This window comes from Serratia sp. CY38905, assembly GCF_052168875.1.
Classification (GTDB): Bacteria; Pseudomonadota; Gammaproteobacteria; order Enterobacterales; family Enterobacteriaceae; genus Serratia; species Serratia sarumanii.
In genome coordinates, this window is the sequence record NZ_JBJNLV010000007.1 from 225,638 (window position 1) to 244,583 (window position 18,946).

Below are 18,946 nucleotides of genomic sequence, written 5' to 3' on the forward strand. Positions count from 1 at the left end.
TATGCGTCAGCACCCGTTGGGAATTTACGAGAAGGCGCTGCCGAAACACCTGAGCTGGCCCGAACGCCTGGCGCTGGCCAAGGCCTGCGGTTTTGACTTCGTCGAAATGTCAGTGGACGAAAGCGATGAACGCCTGGCGCGCCTGAGCTGGAGCAAAGCGCAGCGCCTGGCGCTGGTGGACGCCATGCTGGAAACCGGCATCCGCATCCCGTCGATGTGCCTCTCCGGCCACCGGCGCTTTCCGTTTGGCAGCCACGATCCGGCGCTGCGCCAGCGCGCCTTTGACGTGATGGAACAGGCCATTCAGTTGGCCCAAGACGTCGGTATCCGCACCATCCAGCTGGCCGGCTACGACGTGTATTACGAAGAGCAGGACGAGGGGACGCTGGCACGCTTTAGCGAAGGCATGCAGTGGGCGGTAGACCGTGCCGCCGCCGCCCAGGTGATGCTGGCGGTGGAAATTATGGATACCGCCTTTATGAACTCGATCGGTAAATGGAAAGCCTGGGACGCCCTGCTGGCCTCGCCGTGGTTCACGGTGTATCCAGACGTTGGCAACCTCAGCGCCTGGGGCAACGACGTGCCGCGCGAGCTGGAGCTGGGCATCGATCGCATCGCCGCCATTCACCTGAAAGACACCTACCCGGTCACCGCCGCTTCGCCGGGGCAATTCCGTGACGTGCCGTTTGGCGAAGGCTGCGTCGACTTCGTCGAGGTGTTTCGCACGCTGCAGCGCCTCAATTACCGCGGCGCATTCCTGATTGAGATGTGGACAGAAAAAGCCGAGGAGCCGGTGGCCGAGATCGTTCAGGCCCGCCGCTGGATCGAACAGAAAATGCAACAAGGGGGCATGACATGCTGACTCAGTTAAAACAACAGGTGCTGGAGGCCAATCTCGATCTGCCGCGCCATAAGCTGGTGACCTTTACCTGGGGCAACGTCAGCGCGGTGGATCGCGAACGCGGCCTGGTGGTGATCAAGCCTTCCGGCGTTGAATACGAGCATATGTCGGCGGAGGATATGGTGGTGGTCGATCTGGCCAGCGGCCGCACCGTCGAAGGGGCAAAGAAACCGTCGTCGGACACCGCCACCCATCTGGCGCTGTACCGCGAATTTGCCGATATCGGCGGCATCGTCCACACCCATTCCCGCCACGCCACCATCTGGGCGCAGGCCGGGCTGGACATCCCCGCCTGGGGAACCACCCACGCCGACTATTTTTATGGCGCTATCCCCTGCACGCGCCTGATGACCCAGGATGAAATTGAGCACGATTACGAACTGGAAACCGGCAAGGTGATTATCGAAACCTTCCGCCGGCGCGATATCAATCCCAACGCTATCCCAGCGGTACTGGTCAACGCCCACGGCCCCTTCGCCTGGGGCAAAGACGCCCACAATGCGGTGCATAATGCGGTGGTGCTGGAAGAAATTGCCTACATGGGCATTTTCTCACGCCAGCTGACGCCGGGCATCCACAGCATGCAGCGCGAACTGTTGGACAAACACTACCTGCGCAAACACGGCCAAAACGCCTACTACGGGCAGTAGCGCGCCAGGGCCATAATCGTTGCGCCCGATGCTTTGCCGCATCGGGTGCCAGCGGGCATGAGGCGCAGTGATAACGATAACCGCATTCGCCCATCGGCGAAAAATTCGCTATCATCCGCACCCACCTTCCAGCCGGCCGCCCAATGTCTACTGTCACCGATACCTTTATCGCACCGCCATGCCATGACCAAATAGAGATCCTCTATCAGGACGATCATCTGGCGCTGATCAATAAGCCGGCCGGGCTGCTCAGCCTTTCGGGCAAGAATCCGCAGAATCTCGATTCGGTACACCATCGGCTGGTACAGACCTTCCCCGGCTGCACCCTGGTGCACCGCCTGGATTTCGGCACGTCCGGCTTGATGGTGGTGGCCCGCAACAAGGCCGTCAACGCCGCGCTCTGCCGGCAGTTCAGCGAGCGCACCGTCGGCAAAGTGTACAGCGCGCTGCTGTGCGGCCATCTGGCGGATAACGAAGGGGTAATAGACGCGGCGATCGCCAAAGATCCGGCGCTGTTCCCGCTGATGTCGATTTGCGCCCTCCACGGCAAGCCCGCCCGCTCCCGCTATCGGGTCGTCGAGCGTTTTTATCGTGAAGCGGAAGACGGGATCTCGCTGCCGCTGACGCGGGTGCAGCTCATCCCGGAGACCGGGCGCACCCACCAGCTGCGTATTCACAGCCGGCAGTTGGGCCACCCTATTTTAGGCTGCGATCTGTATGGCGGGCGACTGCTGCCAGGTACCGAACAAACGCCGCGGCTGATGCTGCACGCCAGCGAGCTGGACTTTGTGCACCCCATTAGCGGGGAGCGGATCGCCGCTCGTCACGCCGCGCCGTTCTGAACGCGGCTTACCACATCAAATCGTCGGGCACTTTAAAGTCGGCGTACGGATCGTCTTCATCCTGTTCTTCCTGACTCAGCGCGCTGTGCAGCACAATGCTGGCCGCATCGCGCTGCGCGATTTTATCAGCGACGCTCGCGGGGATAATCGCGTATTCACACTCTTCGCGGTTCTCGACCACCAGGCGTGCAATGGCGAGGCGGCCATTGATCAGCTGGGTTTGCGTCGCCTTATCCACCAGGATTTTCTTGATCAGGTTACCGTCGGTGAAGTTGAAACCGATATCGCCTTTCGCCAGAACGATGCGGTTCATCTCGATCAGCTGCTTCACCTGCGCCTTGTACTCTTTGGACAGCGCGGCCTGCTTTTGCTGCTCGTTCAGCTGCTTATCGCGCTCAAGCTGCGCCTTTTTATTCTCTTCCACCGCCTCTCTGGCCTCGCGGGCCTGAACGCGTGATTTTTTAGCCGTTCTTTGGACTTTGGCCATTTTCTTGCTGGTTACCAAGCCCGCTTTGAGCATCTGCTCTTGTAAGGTGAGTTTTGTCATGTTCGTGTCTGAAGCCGTGGGATCATGGGGGGATTATACCCGTAATTTTTCAGGCTGCACCAGGTTGCCGGCCCTGCGCATTGGCGGTTTGCGCCGCAGGGCGACGGCGGCCAACCGGCCCGAACGCCAGATCATGAATACCGCTCATGTGGTAATGAAATTAAGTCTCTTTCACTCCCTGCGGGACTCTGGCAAAAATAGACCTCATTAACGACAGACAATATGAAATCGGCTGAATAAAAAAAGAGAAAAACAACCCATTGAAAGAAATGGATAAATCCAGCCTTCATATCATATAACAGGATGCTATAAGACGATGAATAGAGACTTTGCCTTTACGATTAAGAGCAGTTCTTTCGATGAAGATTATAACCCTTCTGAAAGTACGCGTATCACCACCAACTTCGCCAATTTGGCCAGAGGGGAAAACCGCCGGGAGAACCTGCGCAACACGCTGGTGATGATTAACAATCGCTTCAATTCGTTGGCGCATTGGGATAACCCCAAGGCCGACCGCTATTCGGTTGAGCTTGACATCATTTCGGTTGAGATGCGCGTTGAAGATCAGGGTGCCAGCTTCCCGGTGATCGAAATCCTGAAAACCAACATCATTGATAAAAAAACGCAAAAACGTCTTGAGGGCATCGTCGGGAATAACTTCTCGTCTTACGTGCGCGATTACGATTTTAGCGTCTTGCTGCCGGCGCACAATAAAAACACGGCGGAGTTCAACATTCCGGATGATTTCGGCGATTTGCACGGCAATATCTTTAAGCACTTCGTCAATTCAAACGCATACCATGAGAATTTCAGCAAACCGCCGGTGATCTGCCTCAGCGTGTCCAGCAAAGACACCTATCATCGGACTGGCAATCAACACCCGGTGTTGGGTGACGAGTATCGGCAAGACAGCGCTTCGCTGACCGACCGGTATTTTAAAAAAATGGGCCTGCAGGTGCGCTACTTCATGCCGAAAAATAGCGTTGCACCCCTGGCGTTTTATTTCCCCGGGGATTTGCTGAGCGATTACACCGATCTGGAACTGATCGGCACCATCAGCACGATGGAGACCTTCCAGAAAATCTATCGGCCTGAAATTTACAATGCCAACTCGGCGGCGGGGCAATGCTATCAGCCAAGCCTGAATAACCAGGATCATTCATTAACCAAGATTGTTTACGATCGCGAAGAGCGTAGCCGGTTAGCGATTGAGCAGGGGAAATTTACGGAAGAGCAATTTATCAAGCCCTACAAGCCCATTCTTGAACAATGGTCTGCTCACTACGCGCTTTGATTCACTTAAATACAGGTCATCTATTATGAAAATATTGCTCCCTACCTCGACCGCCGGCAGCTTGCCTAAACCTTCCTGGCTGGCCCAACCGGAAACCCTGTGGTCGCCCTGGAAATTGCAAAATGAAGAATTAATCGAAGGGAAACAGGATGCCCTGCGTTTGTCGCTGGCTGAACAACAACAGGCCGGCATCGATATCGTCAGCGATGGCGAGCAAACGCGCCAGCATTTCGTCACGACGTTTATCGAGCACCTCAGCGGCGTCGATTTCGAGAAACGCGAAGTGGTTAAAATCCGCAATCGCTATGAGGCGAGCGTGCCGAGCGTCGTGGGTGCGGTGGCGCGCCAAAAGCCCGTTTTCGTTGAAGACGCCAAATTTTTACGCCAGCTGACCAAGCAGCCGATTAAATGGGCCCTGCCGGGGCCGATGACCATGATCGACACGCTTTATGACAACCACTATAAAAGCCGCGAGAAATTGGCCTGGGAGTTCGCCAAGATCCTCAATCAGGAAGCCAAAGAGCTCGAGGCCGCCGGCGTCGACATTATTCAGTTTGATGAGCCCGCATTTAACGTGTTCTTTGACGAGGTGAATGACTGGGGCATCGCTGCCCTGGAAAGGGCCGTTGAAGGGCTTAAGTGTGAAACGGCGGTGCATATCTGCTATGGATACGGCATTAAGGCCAATACCGACTGGAAAAAGACGCTGGGCTCAGAGTGGCGGCAATATGAAGAGGCGTTCCCCAAGCTGCAAACGTCTACCATCGATATTATCTCGCTGGAGTGCCATAACTCGCACGTCCCGATGGATCTGCTGGAACTGATTCGCGGTAAGAAAGTGATGGTCGGTGCCATTGATGTGGCGAATCATACCGTTGAGACGCCGGAGGAAGTGGCCGCTACGCTGCGCAAAGCGCTGCAGTTTGTCGATGCCGACAAGCTCTATCCGTCGACCAACTGCGGCATGGCTCCCCTGCCTCGTCAGGTCGCCAGCGGCAAGCTGAATGCCTTGAGTGCCGGCGCCGAGATCGTGCGCCGAGAACTGCTGGCCAAATAATCGCGCCATCGCCCGCCGCAGTACCCTCCTGCGGCGGGCGATGATCATCGACTCCCCCTCCCCGCAACGCCCTCGCTCTGGTGTATACTCGGATTTCTACGCGATGCCAGCCACAGCGGCCTGAACGGCCCCTCAGCCAGCCCACACCAGCTTAATAACAGTGGAACCCTCATGAGCCCAGATACCGCTCGCATCAGCGAAATTATCGATCGCGCCAGGATCTCGCCTTATCAAATCCTCATCCTCACCCTGTGTTTCCTGATCGCCCTGCTGGACGGGTTCGATACCGCCATCATCGGCTATATCGCCCCGGCACTGCGCGAAGAGTGGGGCCTGCAGCCCTCGCAGCTCTCCCCCGCCTTCGGCGCGGGGTTGTTCGGCCTGCTGATCGGCAGCCTGCTGTTCGGGCCGATCGCCGACGCCATCGGCCGCAAACGCGTGCTGCTCGTCGCGGTGCTGGTGTTTGGCGGCTGCACCCTGGCTTCGGCCTATACGCATTCGATCGAATCCCTGACCCTGTTGCGCTTCATCACCGGCATTGGCCTCGGGGGTGCGATACCGACCTGCATCACCCTCAGCTCGGAGTACTCACCGGCGCGCCGCCGCATGCTGATGGTCACCCTGAGCTGGAGCGGCTTTACCGCCGGGCTGGCCCTGGGCGGCCTGCTGGCCGGGCAGATCATCCCGGCGTTCGGCTGGCGCGGCGTGCTGCTGGTCGGCGGCATTGCGCCATTGGCGCTGCTGCCGCTGCTGGCCTGGCAGATGCCCGAATCGGTGCGCTTTATGGCCGCCAGCGCCAGGCATGCCGATCGGCTGCGTCGGGTGGTCGAGCGTATCACCGGCCAACGTTGGACGGGGATAACCATTGTCGATGACGAGCGCCCGGCACAGGCCAAGTCGCCGATCTCGCACCTGTTTATCGAAGGGCGCGCCGCGCGCACCCTGCTGCTGTGGGCGGCGTTCTTCTGCTCGCTGTTCGTGTTCTACCTGCTTACCAGTTGGCTGCCGACGATACTTAAAGACGCCGGTTACGATATCGTCCACGCCTCGCGCATCGGGGCGATGGTGCCGCTCGGCGGCACCCTGGGCGCCATCCTGATGGCGCTGCTGATGGACCGGATCGGGCCCTACCGCGTGCTGGCCGTCTCCTACCTGGGCGCCGCGCTGGTGATCGGCGCGACCGGGTATCTGATGGGCGACGTCTACACGCTGGCCGCCGTCGTGTTCCTGATAGGCTTCGGCGTGGCCGGCGCGCAGAACGGCCTGAATCTGGTTTCCGCCACCCTTTATCCGACCGCGGCCCGCGTCACCGGCGTCAGCTGGGCCATGGCCAATGGCCGCTTCGGCTCGATCGTCGGCTCAATGCTCGGCGCCTGGATGATGACCGCCGCCGGCTCGGCGGAAGTGTTCTTCCTCTGGCTGGCGCTGCCGGCGCTGCTGGGCGCGGGCGCCATCTTCCTGCTCTATCGCCTCAGCCTGCGCCGCCGCGCGCCGCTCGCCAAGCCGGTCGCCGGCGCCTGAACTCGCGGAAAAGAAAAGGCCGAGACGCCCTTGGAGACGTCTCGGCCTGTAATGAAAAAGGGGGCCAAGGCCCCCTTCTCTGTTATTCCGCCTTGGCGGAAGCGTCTTCGGTGCGATACAGGTGCACGTCCATCTGCGGGAACGGAATGCCGATGTTGTGGGCATCCAGCGCGCGCTTGAAGTTTTCCATCAGATCGAAGTACACGTTCCAGTATTCCGCGTTGGTGGTCCAGGAACGGGTGACAAAGTTCAGGGAAGACGGCGCCATCTCGTTCAGACGCACGGTCACGCCTTTGGCGTGCATGATGCGCTTGTCGGCGGCGATCACATCGCCCAGCACCTTCTTCACCACGTCGATATCGGCGTTGTAGGCCACGCCTACCACGATATCCACGCGGCGGTTCGGCTCGCGGGAGTAGTTGATGATGTTGCCGGCGATGATTTTACCGTTCGGCACCACGATGGTTTTGTTGTCTGCGGTACGCAGGGTGGTGGAAAAAATCTGCACCTGATCGACGGTACCGGCCACGCCGCCCAGATCGACATATTCCCCCACGCGCAGCGGACGGAAGATCACCAGCAGCACGCCGGCGGCGAAGTTGGACAGCGAGCCTTGCAGCGCCAGGCCGACGGCCAAACCGGCGGCGCCCAGCACGGCGATCACCGAGGTGGTCTGCACGCCGACACGCCCCAGCACGGCGATGAAGGTGAACGCCAGCACACCGTAGCGCACGATCGCCGCCAGGAAGTCTGCCACCGTGGCGTCGATGCCGCGCAGCTTCATCACGCGGTTCAGCGCATTACCGACCACGCGGGCCACGATCGAACCGATGATCAGGATAACGATGGCGGCGACGATATTCACCGCGTACTGGATCAACAGATCCTGGTTCTTCACCAACCAGTTGCCGGCACCGTTGATGCCGTCTACTACATTCAAATCTTTCATTCGTGTCGTCCTAACTCAGTCCCTAACGGGAGAAACTCGCAAAAATACACTGGCCTCGGCAGCCAGTCGGAAACCACCGCCTAAGGGTAACCAACATTAAAGGCTCATGCCAACCGTCAGCGTTAAAAATAGCCGAAACCGCTCGCCGCTTCTTCTATGCTGAAAACAGCGCGTTGGCCATTTCACGACAAGGGATCCGTTCTTCATGCACATTCGCTCTTCGCTCAAACACTATTGGCAAGTGCGGCCCAGGCTGCTGTTTTCCGTCGGCGCCGGGCTGTTGTGCTTTCTGCTGCTGCCCGCCCAGCTCTCGTTGCTGCAGCGCTTGATGATCGGCTGGAATACGCTGGCCTGGCTCTACCTGCTGTTTCTCTGGCGGCTGATGCTGGTCAGCACGCCGCAGCACATTCGCCAGATCGCCCGGCGGCAGGATGAAAGCGCCAGCACGGTGTTGGCGCTGGTCAGTTTCGGTTGTCTGGTGAGCATTCTGGCGATCCTGTTCGAATTGAGCAGCGCCAAACAGGCCAGCGACTCACTGAAAACCCTGCATCTGGCGTTAACCGGCGGAACGCTGGCGGTCTCCTGGCTGCTGCTGCCGACCGCCTTCACCATGCACTACGCCCATCAATTTTATCGCCAGGGTGCGCAGCAGGAGCCTTTGCCGCTGCTGTTTCCCGGCAATCTCACCGAGCCGACCTATCTGGACTTCGCCTACTTCTCTTTCACCATCGCGGTCGCGTCACAAACCGCCGACGTGGCGGTCGGCGCCGCGGAGGTGCGTAAAATCGCGCTCGTACAGTCGGTTATTTCATTCGTGTTCAACATGCTGATCCTGGGCCTGTCTATCAACGTCGGCGCCGGCCTGCTGGGCTGAAAACGAAAAAGGCTCCCCGCAGGGAGCCTTTTGCATCGTGCAACAGGTGCCGAAGATTACAGAACGTCTACCGCGTTCAGATCTTTGAAGGCCTGCTCCAGACGCGTCACCATGCTGGTCTGCGCTGCGCGCAGCCATACGCGTGGATCGTAGTATTTCTTGTTCGGCTGATCGGCGCCTTTCGGGTTGCCCAGCTGGCCCTGCAGGTAAGCTTCGTTCGCTTTGTAGTACTGCAGGATGCCGTCCCAGGTCGCCCATTGGGTGTCGGTGTCGATGTTCATCTTGATCACGCCGTAACCCACAGACTCTTTGATCTCTGCGTCGGTAGAACCGGAACCGCCGTGGAACACGAAGTTCAGGCTGTTGTGCGGCAGGTTGAATTTCTTGGACACGTAGTCCTGAGAATCACGCAGGATGGTCGGGGTCAGCTTGACGTTGCCTGGCTTGTACACGCCGTGCACGTTACCGAAGGAGGCAGCGATGGTGAAGCGCGGGCTGATGGCGTTCAGTTTTTCGTACGCGTAAGCCACGTCTTCCGGCTGGGTGTACAGTGCGGAAGCGTCCATATGGCTGTTGTCCACGCCATCTTCTTCACCGCCGGTGCAGCCCAATTCGATTTCCAGCGTCATGCCGATTTTGGCCATGCGCTTCAGGTAGGCGCTGCAGATCTCGATGTTTTCTTCCAGAGACTCTTCAGACAGATCGATCATGTGGGAAGAGAACAGCGGTTTGCCGGTAGCGGCGAAGTGCTTCTCGCCGGCGTCCAGCAGGCCGTCCAGCCATGGCAGCAGTTTCTTCGCGCAGTGGTCGGTGTGCAGGATCACCGGCACGCCGTAGTGTTCAGCCATCTGGTGAACGTGGTGTGCGCCGGAGATGGCACCCAGAATCGCTGCGCCCTGAGGCACATCGGTCTTCACGCCTTTGCCGGCGATGAACGCGGCGCCGCCGTTGGAGAACTGAACGATGACCGGCGCGCGCACTTTAGCCGCGGCTTCCAGCACTGCGTTAATGGAGTCGGTACCCACGCAGTTCACCGCTGGCAGCGCAAAGTTGTTCTCTTTAGCAACTGCGAAGACTTTCTGAACGTCATCACCCGTGATGACACCCGGTTTTACGAAATCAAAAATTTTAGACATGTTACTTTGTCCTGTTTCGTCGGCCGTAGATGGATGTAAATCGATGTTTTCACGCCGCGCAGCGTGAGCCGCGCGGTATAAAACAAACGGGCGGCTTTCGCCTCCCGTTGTCTGAATTACTGCTTAGCGCGCTCTTCCAGCATCACGACTGCAGGCAGCGGTTTCCCTTCAACGAATTCCAGGAATGCGCCACCGCCGGTGGAGATGTAGGAAATTTTGTCAGCGATACCGAACAGATCGATGGCTGCCAGAGTGTCGCCGCCGCCAGCGATAGAGAAAGCGTCGCTATCGGCGATCGCGCGGGCGACAATTTCGGTGCCCTTACGGAAGTTAGGGAACTCGAATACGCCAACCGGGCCATTCCACAGAATGGTCTTGGCGTTCTTCAGGATAACGGCCAGACGCTCGGCAGAGACGTCGCCCATATCCAGAATTTGCTCGTTGTCCTGGATCTCGTTGGCCTGCTTCACGGTCGCGGTCGCGGTTTCGGAGAACTCGGTCGCTACGCGCACGTCGGTCGGAACCGGGATGTCGCAGGTTTCCAGCAGTTTCTGCGCGTTCGGGATCAGGTCAGGTTCGTACAGGGACTGGCCCACGTTGTTGCCCTGCGCCGCCACGAAGGTGTTGGCGATGCCGCCGCCGACGATCAGCTGATCGGCGATTTTGGACAGGGAATCCAGCACGGTCAGTTTGGTGGAGACTTTAGAACCGCCCACGATGGCGACCATCGGACGGGCCGGGTTGCCCAGGGCCTTGCCCAGCGCTTCCAGCTCGGCGGACAGCAGCGGGCCGGCACAGGCGACAGGCGCGAACTTGCCCACGCCGTGGGTGGAAGCCTGCGCGCGGTGCGCGGTACCGAACGCGTCCATCACGTACACGTCGCACAGCGCCGCGTATTTCTTGGACAGGGTTTCGTCGTCTTTCTTCTCGCCCTTGTTGAAACGGACGTTTTCCAGCACCACCAGTTCGCCTTCGGCGACGTCGACGCCATCCAGATAATCCTTCGCCAGACGCACTGGGGATTTCAGGTGATCTTTCAGGTAGTTAACAACAGGCAGCAGGGAGAATTCTTCGTTGTACTCGCCTTCGGTAGGACGACCCAGGTGGGAGGTTACCATCACGCGGGCGCCTTGCTTCAGCGCAGCTTCGATAGTCGGCAGGGAAGCGCGGATACGCGCGTCGGAAGTCACTTTACCGTCTTTTACCGGCACGTTCAGATCGGAGCGGATCAGTACGCGTTTACCCGCCAGATCCAGATCGGTCATCTTAATTACAGACATGGTGAACCCTCTTTATTGAATCTCTATAAAATTGCCTGAGCAGCGCGCCAATCACGCCGGCGCCGCCGTACTAGAAACCGCTGGCGGCCATTGCCCGTGTTGTATCCAACATCCGATTGGCAAAGCCCCATTCATTGTCGCACCAGACCAAGGTCTTTATCAGGTGCTGCCCGCTGACCCGGGTCTGCGTACCGTCGACGATAGCGCTGTGCGGGTCATGGTTAAAATCGATCGAGACCAATGGTAATTCCGTGTAGTCAACTATACCACGAAATGATTCCCGTGCGGCCTTTTGCAACAGCTGGTTGACCTCCGCCACCTTCACCGCGGCGCTCACGCTGACGCTGAGATCGATAGCCGTCACGTTGATGGTCGGCACGCGCACCGAGATCGCCTCGAAGCGATCGCAAAACTGCGGGAAGATACGGGTGATGCCCGCGGCCAGCTTGGTGTCGACCGGAATGATCGACTGGCTCGCCGCGCGGGTGCGCCGCAAATCCGCGTGATACGCGTCGATCACCGGCTGATCGTTCATCGCCGAGTGAATGGTGGTCACGGTGCCGGATTCGATGCTGTAGGCGTCGTCCAGCAGCTTGATCACCGGAATAATGCAGTTGGTGGTGCACGAGGCGTTGGACACGATGCGATGTTCCGCCAACAGCGTCTGATGGTTGACGCCGAACACGATGGTGGCGTCCAGATCGTTGCCGCCCGGATGGGCGAACAGCACTTTCTTCGCCCCCGCCGCCAGATGGGCTTCGCCATCCGCCCGGCTGCCGTACACGCCGCTGCAGTCCAGCACCACGTCGACGCCCAGCTCGCCCCAGGGCAACTGCTCCACCGCCGGCTGATGCAACAGGCGAATCGCGTCGTCCCCGACGCTCAGCGTGTCGCACTCTTGCCGCACATCCCAGGCGAAGCGGCCGTGGCTGGAATCGTACTTCAGCAGATGGGCCATGCCCTCGGCATTCGCCAGCTCGTTGATCGCCACCACGGAAATTTCCGCCCGTCGTCCCGATTCGTACAGTGCGCGCAATACGCTGCGGCCGATGCGGCCAAAGCCGTTTATCGCTATGCGGATGGTCATGCTGCTCCTGAAAAAGGGCCGTCCCGCCGGGCTGACTCACCGGCGCCGGGCCGGCGCTGACTGGTTGTCTCACTAACCCGCATAGAGTAGTGGATCGCACCGCCCGCTGTGAATCGCCGCGTTTGCATTATTCCCGCGCTTCAGCGGCTTTTCGCCGCCGTCACATCGGCATTTCTGTCGAAGAGTGCTTCAACTGAAACGCTTCAGCTGAGCATAAACCAAAGTTTTGGCAAAAGGAACAGGTGCAACAGTTCCACAAGTAACGGAGGGGAGTTTTACGAGCATAAGATGATCTGGCGCACATTTTTGGCCTCAAGGCCGCGGCGGATTTTCACTCGCTGGCCCCGTTTCGCCGTAGTGCTCGCGGAAATAGTCGCGCAAAAATTCGACCGTCACCCGCACTTTCGCCGACGTTGCCAGTCGGGAAACGTACACCGCCCGGAAAAGATCGCCGCTAGCGGTTTAACTCTGTAAACGGAACGCCCGCGCCTGCGGGCGTCCTGATTAGGCTTTCGGGAATATCCACAGATGCTCGGCCGGCAGGGAGAGCCGGCACAGCGCCCGATCGCGCGCCTCGTGGCCATAGGCGCGCACCACGAAATCCTCGGCCACGGTGCGGAACAGGTATTCCCAGCGATCGCCGAGATACATGCTGGTCAGCAGCGGCAGCTCAAGCTGGTTGCCCTGCGGATCTTCGCCCAACCGCACGCGCTCCACGCGGATCACCGCCGAGCCCTCCTGGCCGACCTGCACGCCTGCGCCCGCTTTGCCCCACAGCGCCCAATCCTTGCCTTCGATGCGCGCCCGGTCGCCTTCCAGCGCGACGATCTTGCCCGGCAAGCGGTTATTGCTGCCCATGAACTCGGCGGTGAACAGCGTGGTGGGCGAACCGTACATCTCCTGTGGCGTGCCCTGCTGCTCGATTTTGCCGTTATTGAGCAGCAGGATGCGATCGGAAATGGCCATCGCCTCGTTCTGATCGTGAGTCACCATCAGCGCCGACAGGCCAAGCTTGATGATCAATTCGCGCAGGAATACCCGCGCCTCTTCGCGCAGCTTGGCGTCAAGGTTGGACAGCGGCTCGTCCAGCAGGATCACTGGCGGGTTGTAGACCAGCGCCCGTCCGATCGCCACGCGCTGCTGCTGGCCGCCGGAAAGCTGGTGCGGATGGCGCTTGGCCAGATGCCCCAACCCGAGCTGTTCCAGCACCGCCTGCACCCGCTGGGTGATTTCCGCCGAGGCGATCTTACGCAGCTTCAGCGGGTAAGCGACGTTCTCAAACACCGTTTTATGCGGCCACAGCGCGTAGGACTGAAACACCAGCCCCAGATTGCGCTCTTCGGCGGGAATTTCGCTGCGTGCGCTGCCGTTGTACACCGCGTTATTGCCGATGACGATCCGCCCCTGGCTCGGTTTCTCCAGCCCGGCCACCGCCCGCAGCAGCGTGGTTTTGCCGCTGCCCGACGGGCCCAGCAGCGAGACCACTTCGCCCCGTTTCAGGTCCATCGACACCCCTTTCAGCACCGGGTTGTCGCCATAGGTCAAATGCAGATTCTCTACCGAAAGTTCAATCATGTAATTTCACTCCAAAGCGCAAGGCAATCCCTAACCCCAGCACCACCAGCAGGATATTGATGAACGACAGCGCGGCGACGATATCGATAGCGCCCGCGGCCCACAGGGAAACCAGCATCGAGCCGATGGTTTCCGTGCCAGGAGACAGCAGATACACCCCGGTGGAGTATTCGCGCTCAAAAATCAGGAACATCAGCAGCCAGGAGCCGATCAGGCCGTAGCGCGACAGCGGAATGGTGACGTGGCGGGTGATCTGACCGCGGCTGGCGCCGGCGCTGCGCGCCGCCTCCTCCAACTCCGGCCCCACCTGCAGCAGCGTCGAGGAGATCAGCCGCAGGCCGTAAGCCATCCACACCACGGTGTACGCCAGCCAGACGCTGAAGATGGTGCTGCGCAGCGAACGCAGCCAGACGATCCAGTTAGCACGCAGCCACTCGGCCATCGGCAGCGCCGACAGCCAGCCCTCCTTGAGCGATTTGTCCAGCCACATCGGCAGGAACAGAAACACCCACAGGAATGCCAGACCGGCCAGCAGCCCCGGCACAGCGCGCGGCACCAGCACGCTGTAATCGAGGAAGCGCGTGGCGCCATCCGGCTTGCGGTGCATGGCAATGCCGATGAACAGGTAGCACGCCACCGCCAGCGCCCCGCCAATCACCCCAATCGCCATTGAGTTGACGATGGCGCGCAGCAGGTTGGGCTGCGCCCAGATGGTGCGGAAGGTGTTGATCGACAGCTCGTCCCAAACAGACACGCCCACGCCCCAGTTGGAGATAAAGGCGCGCAGCACCACGCCTATCAGCGGCACGCCGATGGTCACGGTCAGCCAGAACACCACCACCGCGCCGGCCACCCAGCGCCATTTGCCCAGCGGCAGCGCGCGGGCCTGCGAGGCTTTGCCCTTGACGGTAACGAAGCGGTTGGCGGTGCGCATCAGCCGGCGCTGCAGCATCACCAGCGGAATGGTGATGCAGATCAGCACCACCGCCACCGCCGCCATCAGGTGGTAAGACGGCGTGCCCAGCTTGTTGGTCAACTGGTAAAGGTAGGTCGCCAGCACCAGGTTGCCCTCCGGATCCCCCAGCACCAGCATCAGGCCGAACACTTCCAGCCCGAGGAAGAACAGCAGCACCCCGGCGTACAGGATAGACGGCCGCACCATCGGCAGGCTGACGGCGGTCATCACCTGCAGCGGCGTGGCGCCGGCGGTGCGCGCCGCTTCTTCAACGTCGGAGCCCACGCTGCGCAGCGCCGAGGAGATGTACAGATACGCGTGGGGCACGTGCGTCAATCCGGCTATCACCACGATGCTGGCCATCGAATAGATATTCCACGGCACGAAGCCCAGCAGCGCCTGCGCCCACAGCGAGAAGAAGCCCACCGGCCCCGCCGCCACCACGTAGCCGAAGCCCAGCACCATCGGCGACACGAAGATCGGCACCAGAATCAGCGGCTCGATGATCCGCCGCCCCGGCAGATCGGTGCGCACCATCAGGAAAGCCAAAATGCCGCCGAGGGGGATGGCGATGATCACCAGGCCGAATGCCAGAATAAAGCCGCTCTTCAGCGCCTTGTAGAAATCCGGATCGGTAAAGATGAACTCGAAGGCCTCCAGGCTGAAGACCTTGGAGGGAGAGAAAAACGGTGCCGAGAGGAAGCTTTGAATGATGATAAACGACAGGGGGACATAGATAACCAGCGCGGTTATCAACACCACCAGGCCGCGCGGCAGGCTCTGCCACTTTCTGCGCCATGCTTGCATAAATGCTCCCTATGGTTGTAAACGACGACCAAAGGGCGCGCGCCTCTAAGGCAGGCGCACGTCCGAATGCAGTCCCTGTTATTTCGCCGCGGCGGCGCGCCACTGTTTGATGTAGTCGAGGCGTTTGGCCGGCTGCAGATATTCCAGCAGGCTGTCGTCGACCGGGATCGGCTTGAGCGCGTTACCCAACAGCTTGGTCATGCCGTCGATGTCGTTCTTGCCTTCGATGTCGTTGCGGATCGAGGGGATATCCGCCTGATTGGCGAGAATACTTTGCCCTTTCTCCGACAGCACGTAGTCGAACCACAGCTTGGCGGCGTTAGGGTTGCCGGCCTCTTTGCTGATGAAGCTCACGCGCGACAGCACCAGGGTATAGTCTTTCGGATAGACGATGCCGAGCGACGGGTCGCTTTTGGCGCGGGCCTCGGCGTACGAACCGAGGATATTGAAGCCGATCAGGTTTTCACCGGAGGAGACGCGTTCCATCATGGTGCCGGTGGAGGATTGCACCGCCAGCCCGCCCTTGGCCACGTCGGCCAGCGTTTTGAAGTAGTTGGGATCGGCCTTGAAGTCCTGCACCGACAGCATGAAGCCGACGCCGGATTTTTCGATGTCGTACGTGGTGACTTTCTTCTTGAATTTGTCCGTCTGGCCGGCGATCAGCTTGGCCAGCGCCGCGTGCGAATCCGGCACATCGCCTTGCGGGATCAGGCGTTTGTTATAGATAAACACCACCGGCTCATAGGTGGTGCCATACACTTTATCTTGCCATACCGCCCATTTCGGCAGCTGGGCCTGCTCAGGGGAGGCATACTCCTGCGCGTAATCGCCCGCCAGTTTCAAAATGGTGTCCATCGACGAGCTCCACACCACGTCGCCGCTGGTGCCGCCGGCCGCCTGCTCGCTGATGAAGCGGTTATAGAGTTCGGTGCTGTTCATGTCGTTGTATTCCACCTTGATGCCCGGGTACAACGCCTCGAACCCCTGAATCAGCGGCGCCGCCGCCTTGGTGTCGGTGGTCGAGTAAATCACCACCTTGCCTTCTTTCTTCGCGCCGTCGACCCATTTCTGATAGTCGGCGGGGTAGCCCGCCGGGAAGGCCGCATAGGCGGAAACGGAGCCCAGTAAGGTGATTACAGCTACGGTCGCGCTGATTTTTTTCATCATCATCCATCCCCTGATCACATTTAATAAACCAAAAATTAACATATAGTTAATAACTGCAACGAGGCAACGGCGTTGCTTTGTTATCTTTCGGTTTTGTGAGGTTGGACATTTTTTAGCCAACAAAAAAGCCCGGCAGCGCGGGCTTTACGGCACTTTCTGTTGCAGACTATTCGGCCAGGCGAGAGCGCCGCAGCAGGCGAATTCGCTGTACGATGGCGATCTTGGAAACTTCAGGACAAACGCCGGCATTCGACCCGCGATATGCTGATCTTTTTCACCCGCAAACCGGTCGAAGACGGCCATGTCTCTTTCGCCTATGACTCTTTCAAACCGCATATCGAAATCCCGCTGTCGATAGACAGGGTGGCGCGCGCAAGCTAAAGCCCTGCCGGGCCGGCCGCCATGATCCCTCTGTGCGGCCGGTTCACGCCAGGATAAACAGCGCTGGATTAATCAGGTTTTTGTCGCCGAATTATTATATCCTGCCGGACGAAAATTTTGCGGGCGCTCGCGGCCCCCTGCGCCTGCCCTTCTGCGGTTCTCCATCCGCAGCCAGGCCGTTTATTTCATGAATACAGGCAGTGCCATACCGTTATGACCAAGAATTTATCCCCGAAAGACATTATCGCCCTGGGCTTTATGACCTTCGCCCTGTTTGTCGGCGCCGGCAACATCATTTTCCCGCCGCTTGTGGGGCTGCAGTCCGGCGAACATCTGTGGCCGGCCGCCCTCGGGTTTATGGTGACCGCCGTCGCCCTGCCGGTGATCGCCGTGATCGCGCTGGCGCGCGTCGGCGGCAGCATCAGCCTGCTGACCGGCCCCATCGGCCGCACCGCCGGCCTGCTGTTGGCGACCGTCTGCTATCTGGCGCTCGGCCCGCTGTTCGCCACGCCGCGAACCGCCAATGTCTCTTTCGCCCTCGGCATCGCGCCCTTCACCGGCGACGGCGCCCTGCCGCAGTTCATCTACAGCCTGCTGTTCTTTACCCTGGCGATGATCGTGTCGCTGTATCCCGGCCGCTTGCTCGATAACGTCGGCCATATTCTGGCGCCGCTAAAAATTCTGGCGCTGGCCGCGCTCGGCATCGCCGCCCTGGTTTGGCCCGCCGGTGCGCCGATCTCCGCCGTCGGCAGCTATCAGACAGCGGCGTTTTCCACCGGTTTCGTGCAGGGGTATCAAACCATGGACACGCTGTCGGCGCTGATGTTCGGCTCGATTATCGTTACCGCCGCCCGCTCGCGCGGCGTCAGCGACAGCGGCCTGCTGCTGCGCTACACCCTGTGGGCCAGCCTGATCGCCGGCGTCGGCCTGACGCTGGTCTATATCTGCATGTTCAAGCTCGGCGCCGGCAGCGGCGGCCTGGTCGAGAGTGGCGCTCAGGATGGCGCGGCGATCCTGCACGCCTATGTGCAGCACACCTTCGGCGATCTGGGCAGCATCTTTATGGCGGTGCTGATGTTCATCGCCTGCCTGGTGACGGCGGTCGGCATGACCTGCGCCTGCGCGGACTTCTTCTCCCGCTACCTGCCGCTCTCTTACCGCGCGCTGGTGGTCATCCTAGCCCTCTTCGCCATGCTGGTCTCCAACATGGGGCTGGCCAATCTGATCCGCGTCTCGCTGCCGGTGCTGACGGCGATCTATCCGCCCTGCATCGCGCTGGTGTTACTCAGCTTCAGCCAGAACCGCTGGCGCAGCGCCAAGCGCGTCTTCGCGCCGGTGATCGCCACCAGCCTGGTGTTTGGCCTCGCCGACGGCCTGAAGGCCTCCAGCTTCAGCGGCCTGCTGCCCGACTGGTTCGATAAGCTGCCGCTGGCCGAACAGGGTCTGGTCTGGCTGCAGCCTACGCTGCTGGTGCTGTTGCTGGCGGCGGCTTACGACCGGTTGCGCAGCGTCGAAAGCGCCAACGCCGCGTCGTAACCGCGGGTCACGCCCATAAAAAAAGCCGGTCACGATGACCGGCTTTCTTATCGGCTGGCGCCAGGCCGCTTACTTCAGCAGCGCCTGCGCCTTGGCCACCACGTTGTCCACGGTGAAGCCGAACTCGGCGAACAGCTGCTCCGCCGGCGCCGACTCACCGAAGGTGGTCATGCCCACGATGGCGCCGTTCAGCCCCACGTACTTGTACCAGTAGTCCGCGATACCCGCTTCCACCGCCACGCGCGCCGTTACCGCCGCCGGCAGCACCGACTCGCGGTACGCCGCATCCTGCTTGTCGAACGCGTCGGTCGACGGCATCGACACCACGCGCACCTTGCGGCCCGCCGCGGTCAGCTTGTCCGCCGCTTCCACCGTGATGCCCACTTC

General features: G+C 60.2%; 17 protein-coding genes and 1 pseudogene. 8 read left to right on the forward strand and 10 right to left on the reverse strand.

What is annotated here, in order from left to right:
* Position 1 precedes the first annotated feature (1 nt).
* From ACJ8MK_RS16765 to ACJ8MK_RS16775, 3 genes are all read left to right on the forward strand, one after another.
* Positions 2-862: an L-ribulose-5-phosphate 3-epimerase gene (locus ACJ8MK_RS16765; RefSeq protein WP_164064131.1), complete on the forward strand. Its 861-nt coding sequence runs from the start codon at positions 2-4 to the stop codon at positions 860-862.
* A complete protein-coding gene (araD, locus tag ACJ8MK_RS16770; RefSeq protein WP_103773075.1) occupies positions 856-1,551 on the forward strand; it encodes an L-ribulose-5-phosphate 4-epimerase in 696 nt (231 codons plus the stop codon). The genes ACJ8MK_RS16765 and araD overlap by 7 nt, the downstream gene beginning before the upstream one ends.
* Positions 1,552-1,694: 143 nt before the next feature.
* Positions 1,695-2,393 carry an RluA family pseudouridine synthase gene (locus ACJ8MK_RS16775; RefSeq protein ID WP_442517913.1) on the forward strand — a complete coding sequence of 233 codons (699 nt, stop codon included), beginning with the start codon at positions 1,695-1,697 and terminating at the stop codon, positions 2,391-2,393.
* 7 nt (positions 2,394-2,400) lie between these two features.
* On the opposite strand, the gene ACJ8MK_RS16780 is transcribed toward ACJ8MK_RS16775, so the two are convergent.
* On the reverse strand, positions 2,401-2,940 hold the full coding sequence (locus ACJ8MK_RS16780; protein WP_033635867.1) for a DUF2058 domain-containing protein: 540 nt from the start codon (positions 2,938-2,940) through the stop codon (positions 2,401-2,403).
* Between the two features lie 316 nt (positions 2,941-3,256).
* Between ACJ8MK_RS16780 and ACJ8MK_RS16785 the strand changes: the two genes are divergently transcribed.
* The 3 genes from ACJ8MK_RS16785 (at position 3,257) to ACJ8MK_RS16795 (ending at position 6,812) form a co-directional block, all read left to right on the forward strand.
* Positions 3,257-4,234 carry a DUF1852 domain-containing protein gene (locus ACJ8MK_RS16785; RefSeq protein ID WP_101455662.1) on the forward strand — a complete coding sequence of 326 codons (978 nt, stop codon included), beginning with the start codon at positions 3,257-3,259 and terminating at the stop codon, positions 4,232-4,234.
* 25 nt (positions 4,235-4,259) lie between these two features.
* Positions 4,260-5,291: a methionine synthase gene (locus tag ACJ8MK_RS16790; protein WP_033649411.1), complete on the forward strand. Its 1,032-nt coding sequence runs from the start codon at positions 4,260-4,262 to the stop codon at positions 5,289-5,291.
* A gap of 171 nt (positions 5,292-5,462) precedes the next feature.
* The gene (locus ACJ8MK_RS16795; RefSeq protein WP_060452071.1) at positions 5,463-6,812 is read left to right on the forward strand and encodes an MFS transporter; all 1,350 of its coding nucleotides are present in this window, start codon (positions 5,463-5,465) and stop codon (positions 6,810-6,812) included.
* A gap of 82 nt (positions 6,813-6,894) precedes the next feature.
* Here the strand turns inward: ACJ8MK_RS16795 and mscS are convergent, their stop codons facing one another.
* Positions 6,895-7,761 carry a small-conductance mechanosensitive channel MscS gene (mscS, locus tag ACJ8MK_RS16800; RefSeq protein WP_033635871.1) on the reverse strand — a complete coding sequence of 289 codons (867 nt, stop codon included), beginning with the start codon at positions 7,759-7,761 and terminating at the stop codon, positions 6,895-6,897.
* Positions 7,762-7,966: 205 nt separating this feature from the next.
* On the opposite strand from mscS, the gene ACJ8MK_RS16805 reads away from it, so the two are divergent.
* Positions 7,967-8,635 carry a DUF1345 domain-containing protein gene (locus tag ACJ8MK_RS16805; RefSeq protein ID WP_033635872.1) on the forward strand — a complete coding sequence of 223 codons (669 nt, stop codon included), beginning with the start codon at positions 7,967-7,969 and terminating at the stop codon, positions 8,633-8,635.
* A 56-nt stretch (positions 8,636-8,691) separates the two neighbouring features.
* Here the strand turns inward: ACJ8MK_RS16805 and fbaA are convergent, their stop codons facing one another.
* The 7 genes and pseudogenes from fbaA to ACJ8MK_RS16840 form a co-directional block, all read right to left on the reverse strand.
* Entirely contained in the window at positions 8,692-9,771 is a 1,080-nt protein-coding gene (gene fbaA / locus ACJ8MK_RS16810; protein ID WP_025304179.1) for a class II fructose-bisphosphate aldolase, read from the reverse strand.
* Between the two features lie 116 nt (positions 9,772-9,887).
* Positions 9,888-11,051, reverse strand: coding sequence for a phosphoglycerate kinase (pgk, locus tag ACJ8MK_RS16815; RefSeq protein ID WP_025160206.1), 1,164 nt, complete (start codon positions 11,049-11,051; stop codon positions 9,888-9,890).
* A 70-nt stretch (positions 11,052-11,121) separates the two neighbouring features.
* Positions 11,122-12,138, reverse strand: coding sequence for an erythrose-4-phosphate dehydrogenase (gene epd / locus ACJ8MK_RS16820; RefSeq protein ID WP_004931582.1), 1,017 nt, complete (start codon positions 12,136-12,138; stop codon positions 11,122-11,124).
* Positions 12,139-12,450: 312 nt separating this feature from the next.
* A pseudogene (locus ACJ8MK_RS16825) lies at positions 12,451-12,576 on the reverse strand (LysR family transcriptional regulator); the annotation flags it as partial.
* A 66-nt stretch (positions 12,577-12,642) separates the two neighbouring features.
* Entirely contained in the window at positions 12,643-13,713 is a 1,071-nt protein-coding gene (locus ACJ8MK_RS16830; protein ID WP_060419309.1) for an ABC transporter ATP-binding protein, read from the reverse strand.
* Complete coding sequence (locus ACJ8MK_RS16835) at positions 13,706-15,475, reverse strand: ABC transporter permease (protein ID WP_033635883.1); 1,770 nt, start codon at positions 15,473-15,475, stop codon at positions 13,706-13,708. Before ACJ8MK_RS16835 ends, ACJ8MK_RS16830 begins: the two co-directional genes overlap by 8 nt.
* 78 nt (positions 15,476-15,553) lie before the next feature.
* Complete coding sequence (locus tag ACJ8MK_RS16840; protein ID WP_060428925.1) at positions 15,554-16,642, reverse strand: ABC transporter substrate-binding protein; 1,089 nt, start codon at positions 16,640-16,642, stop codon at positions 15,554-15,556.
* Between the two features lie 594 nt (positions 16,643-17,236).
* Between ACJ8MK_RS16840 and brnQ the strand changes: the two genes are divergently transcribed.
* Positions 17,237-18,559, forward strand: coding sequence for a branched-chain amino acid transport system II carrier protein (gene brnQ / locus ACJ8MK_RS16845; protein WP_442517914.1), 1,323 nt, complete (start codon positions 17,237-17,239; stop codon positions 18,557-18,559).
* Positions 18,560-18,628: 69 nt separating this feature from the next.
* On the opposite strand, the gene ACJ8MK_RS16850 is transcribed toward brnQ, so the two are convergent.
* The coding region (locus ACJ8MK_RS16850) for a transketolase-like TK C-terminal-containing protein (protein WP_072270094.1) at positions 18,629-18,946 on the reverse strand (318 nt) is incomplete at its 5' end.

What these genes read in the sequence shown, in the direction of transcription:
- ACJ8MK_RS16765 (WP_164064131.1), top strand. Translation starts at nt 2, where the DNA reads ATGCGTCAGCACCCGTTGGGAATTTACGAGAAGGCGCTGCCGAAACAC.
- araD (WP_103773075.1), top strand. Translation starts at nt 856, where the DNA reads ATGCTGACTCAGTTAAAACAACAGGTGCTGGAGGCCAATCTCGATCTG.
- ACJ8MK_RS16775 (WP_442517913.1), top strand. Translation starts at nt 1,695, where the DNA reads ATGTCTACTGTCACCGATACCTTTATCGCACCGCCATGCCATGACCAA.
- ACJ8MK_RS16780 (WP_033635867.1), bottom strand. Translation starts at nt 2,940, where the DNA reads ATGACAAAACTCACCTTACAAGAGCAGATGCTCAAAGCGGGCTTGGTA.
- ACJ8MK_RS16785 (WP_101455662.1), top strand. Translation starts at nt 3,257, where the DNA reads ATGAATAGAGACTTTGCCTTTACGATTAAGAGCAGTTCTTTCGATGAA.
- ACJ8MK_RS16790 (WP_033649411.1), top strand. Translation starts at nt 4,260, where the DNA reads ATGAAAATATTGCTCCCTACCTCGACCGCCGGCAGCTTGCCTAAACCT.
- ACJ8MK_RS16795 (WP_060452071.1), top strand. Translation starts at nt 5,463, where the DNA reads ATGAGCCCAGATACCGCTCGCATCAGCGAAATTATCGATCGCGCCAGG.
- mscS (WP_033635871.1), bottom strand. Translation starts at nt 7,761, where the DNA reads ATGAAAGATTTGAATGTAGTAGACGGCATCAACGGTGCCGGCAACTGG.
- ACJ8MK_RS16805 (WP_033635872.1), top strand. Translation starts at nt 7,967, where the DNA reads ATGCACATTCGCTCTTCGCTCAAACACTATTGGCAAGTGCGGCCCAGG.
- fbaA (WP_025304179.1), bottom strand. Translation starts at nt 9,771, where the DNA reads ATGTCTAAAATTTTTGATTTCGTAAAACCGGGTGTCATCACGGGTGAT.
- pgk (WP_025160206.1), bottom strand. Translation starts at nt 11,051, where the DNA reads ATGTCTGTAATTAAGATGACCGATCTGGATCTGGCGGGTAAACGCGTA.
- epd (WP_004931582.1), bottom strand. Translation starts at nt 12,138, where the DNA reads ATGACCATCCGCATAGCGATAAACGGCTTTGGCCGCATCGGCCGCAGC.
- ACJ8MK_RS16830 (WP_060419309.1), bottom strand. Translation starts at nt 13,713, where the DNA reads ATGATTGAACTTTCGGTAGAGAATCTGCATTTGACCTATGGCGACAAC.
- ACJ8MK_RS16835 (WP_033635883.1), bottom strand. Translation starts at nt 15,475, where the DNA reads ATGCAAGCATGGCGCAGAAAGTGGCAGAGCCTGCCGCGCGGCCTGGTG.
- ACJ8MK_RS16840 (WP_060428925.1), bottom strand. Translation starts at nt 16,642, where the DNA reads ATGATGAAAAAAATCAGCGCGACCGTAGCTGTAATCACCTTACTGGGC.
- brnQ (WP_442517914.1), top strand. Translation starts at nt 17,237, where the DNA reads ATGACCAAGAATTTATCCCCGAAAGACATTATCGCCCTGGGCTTTATG.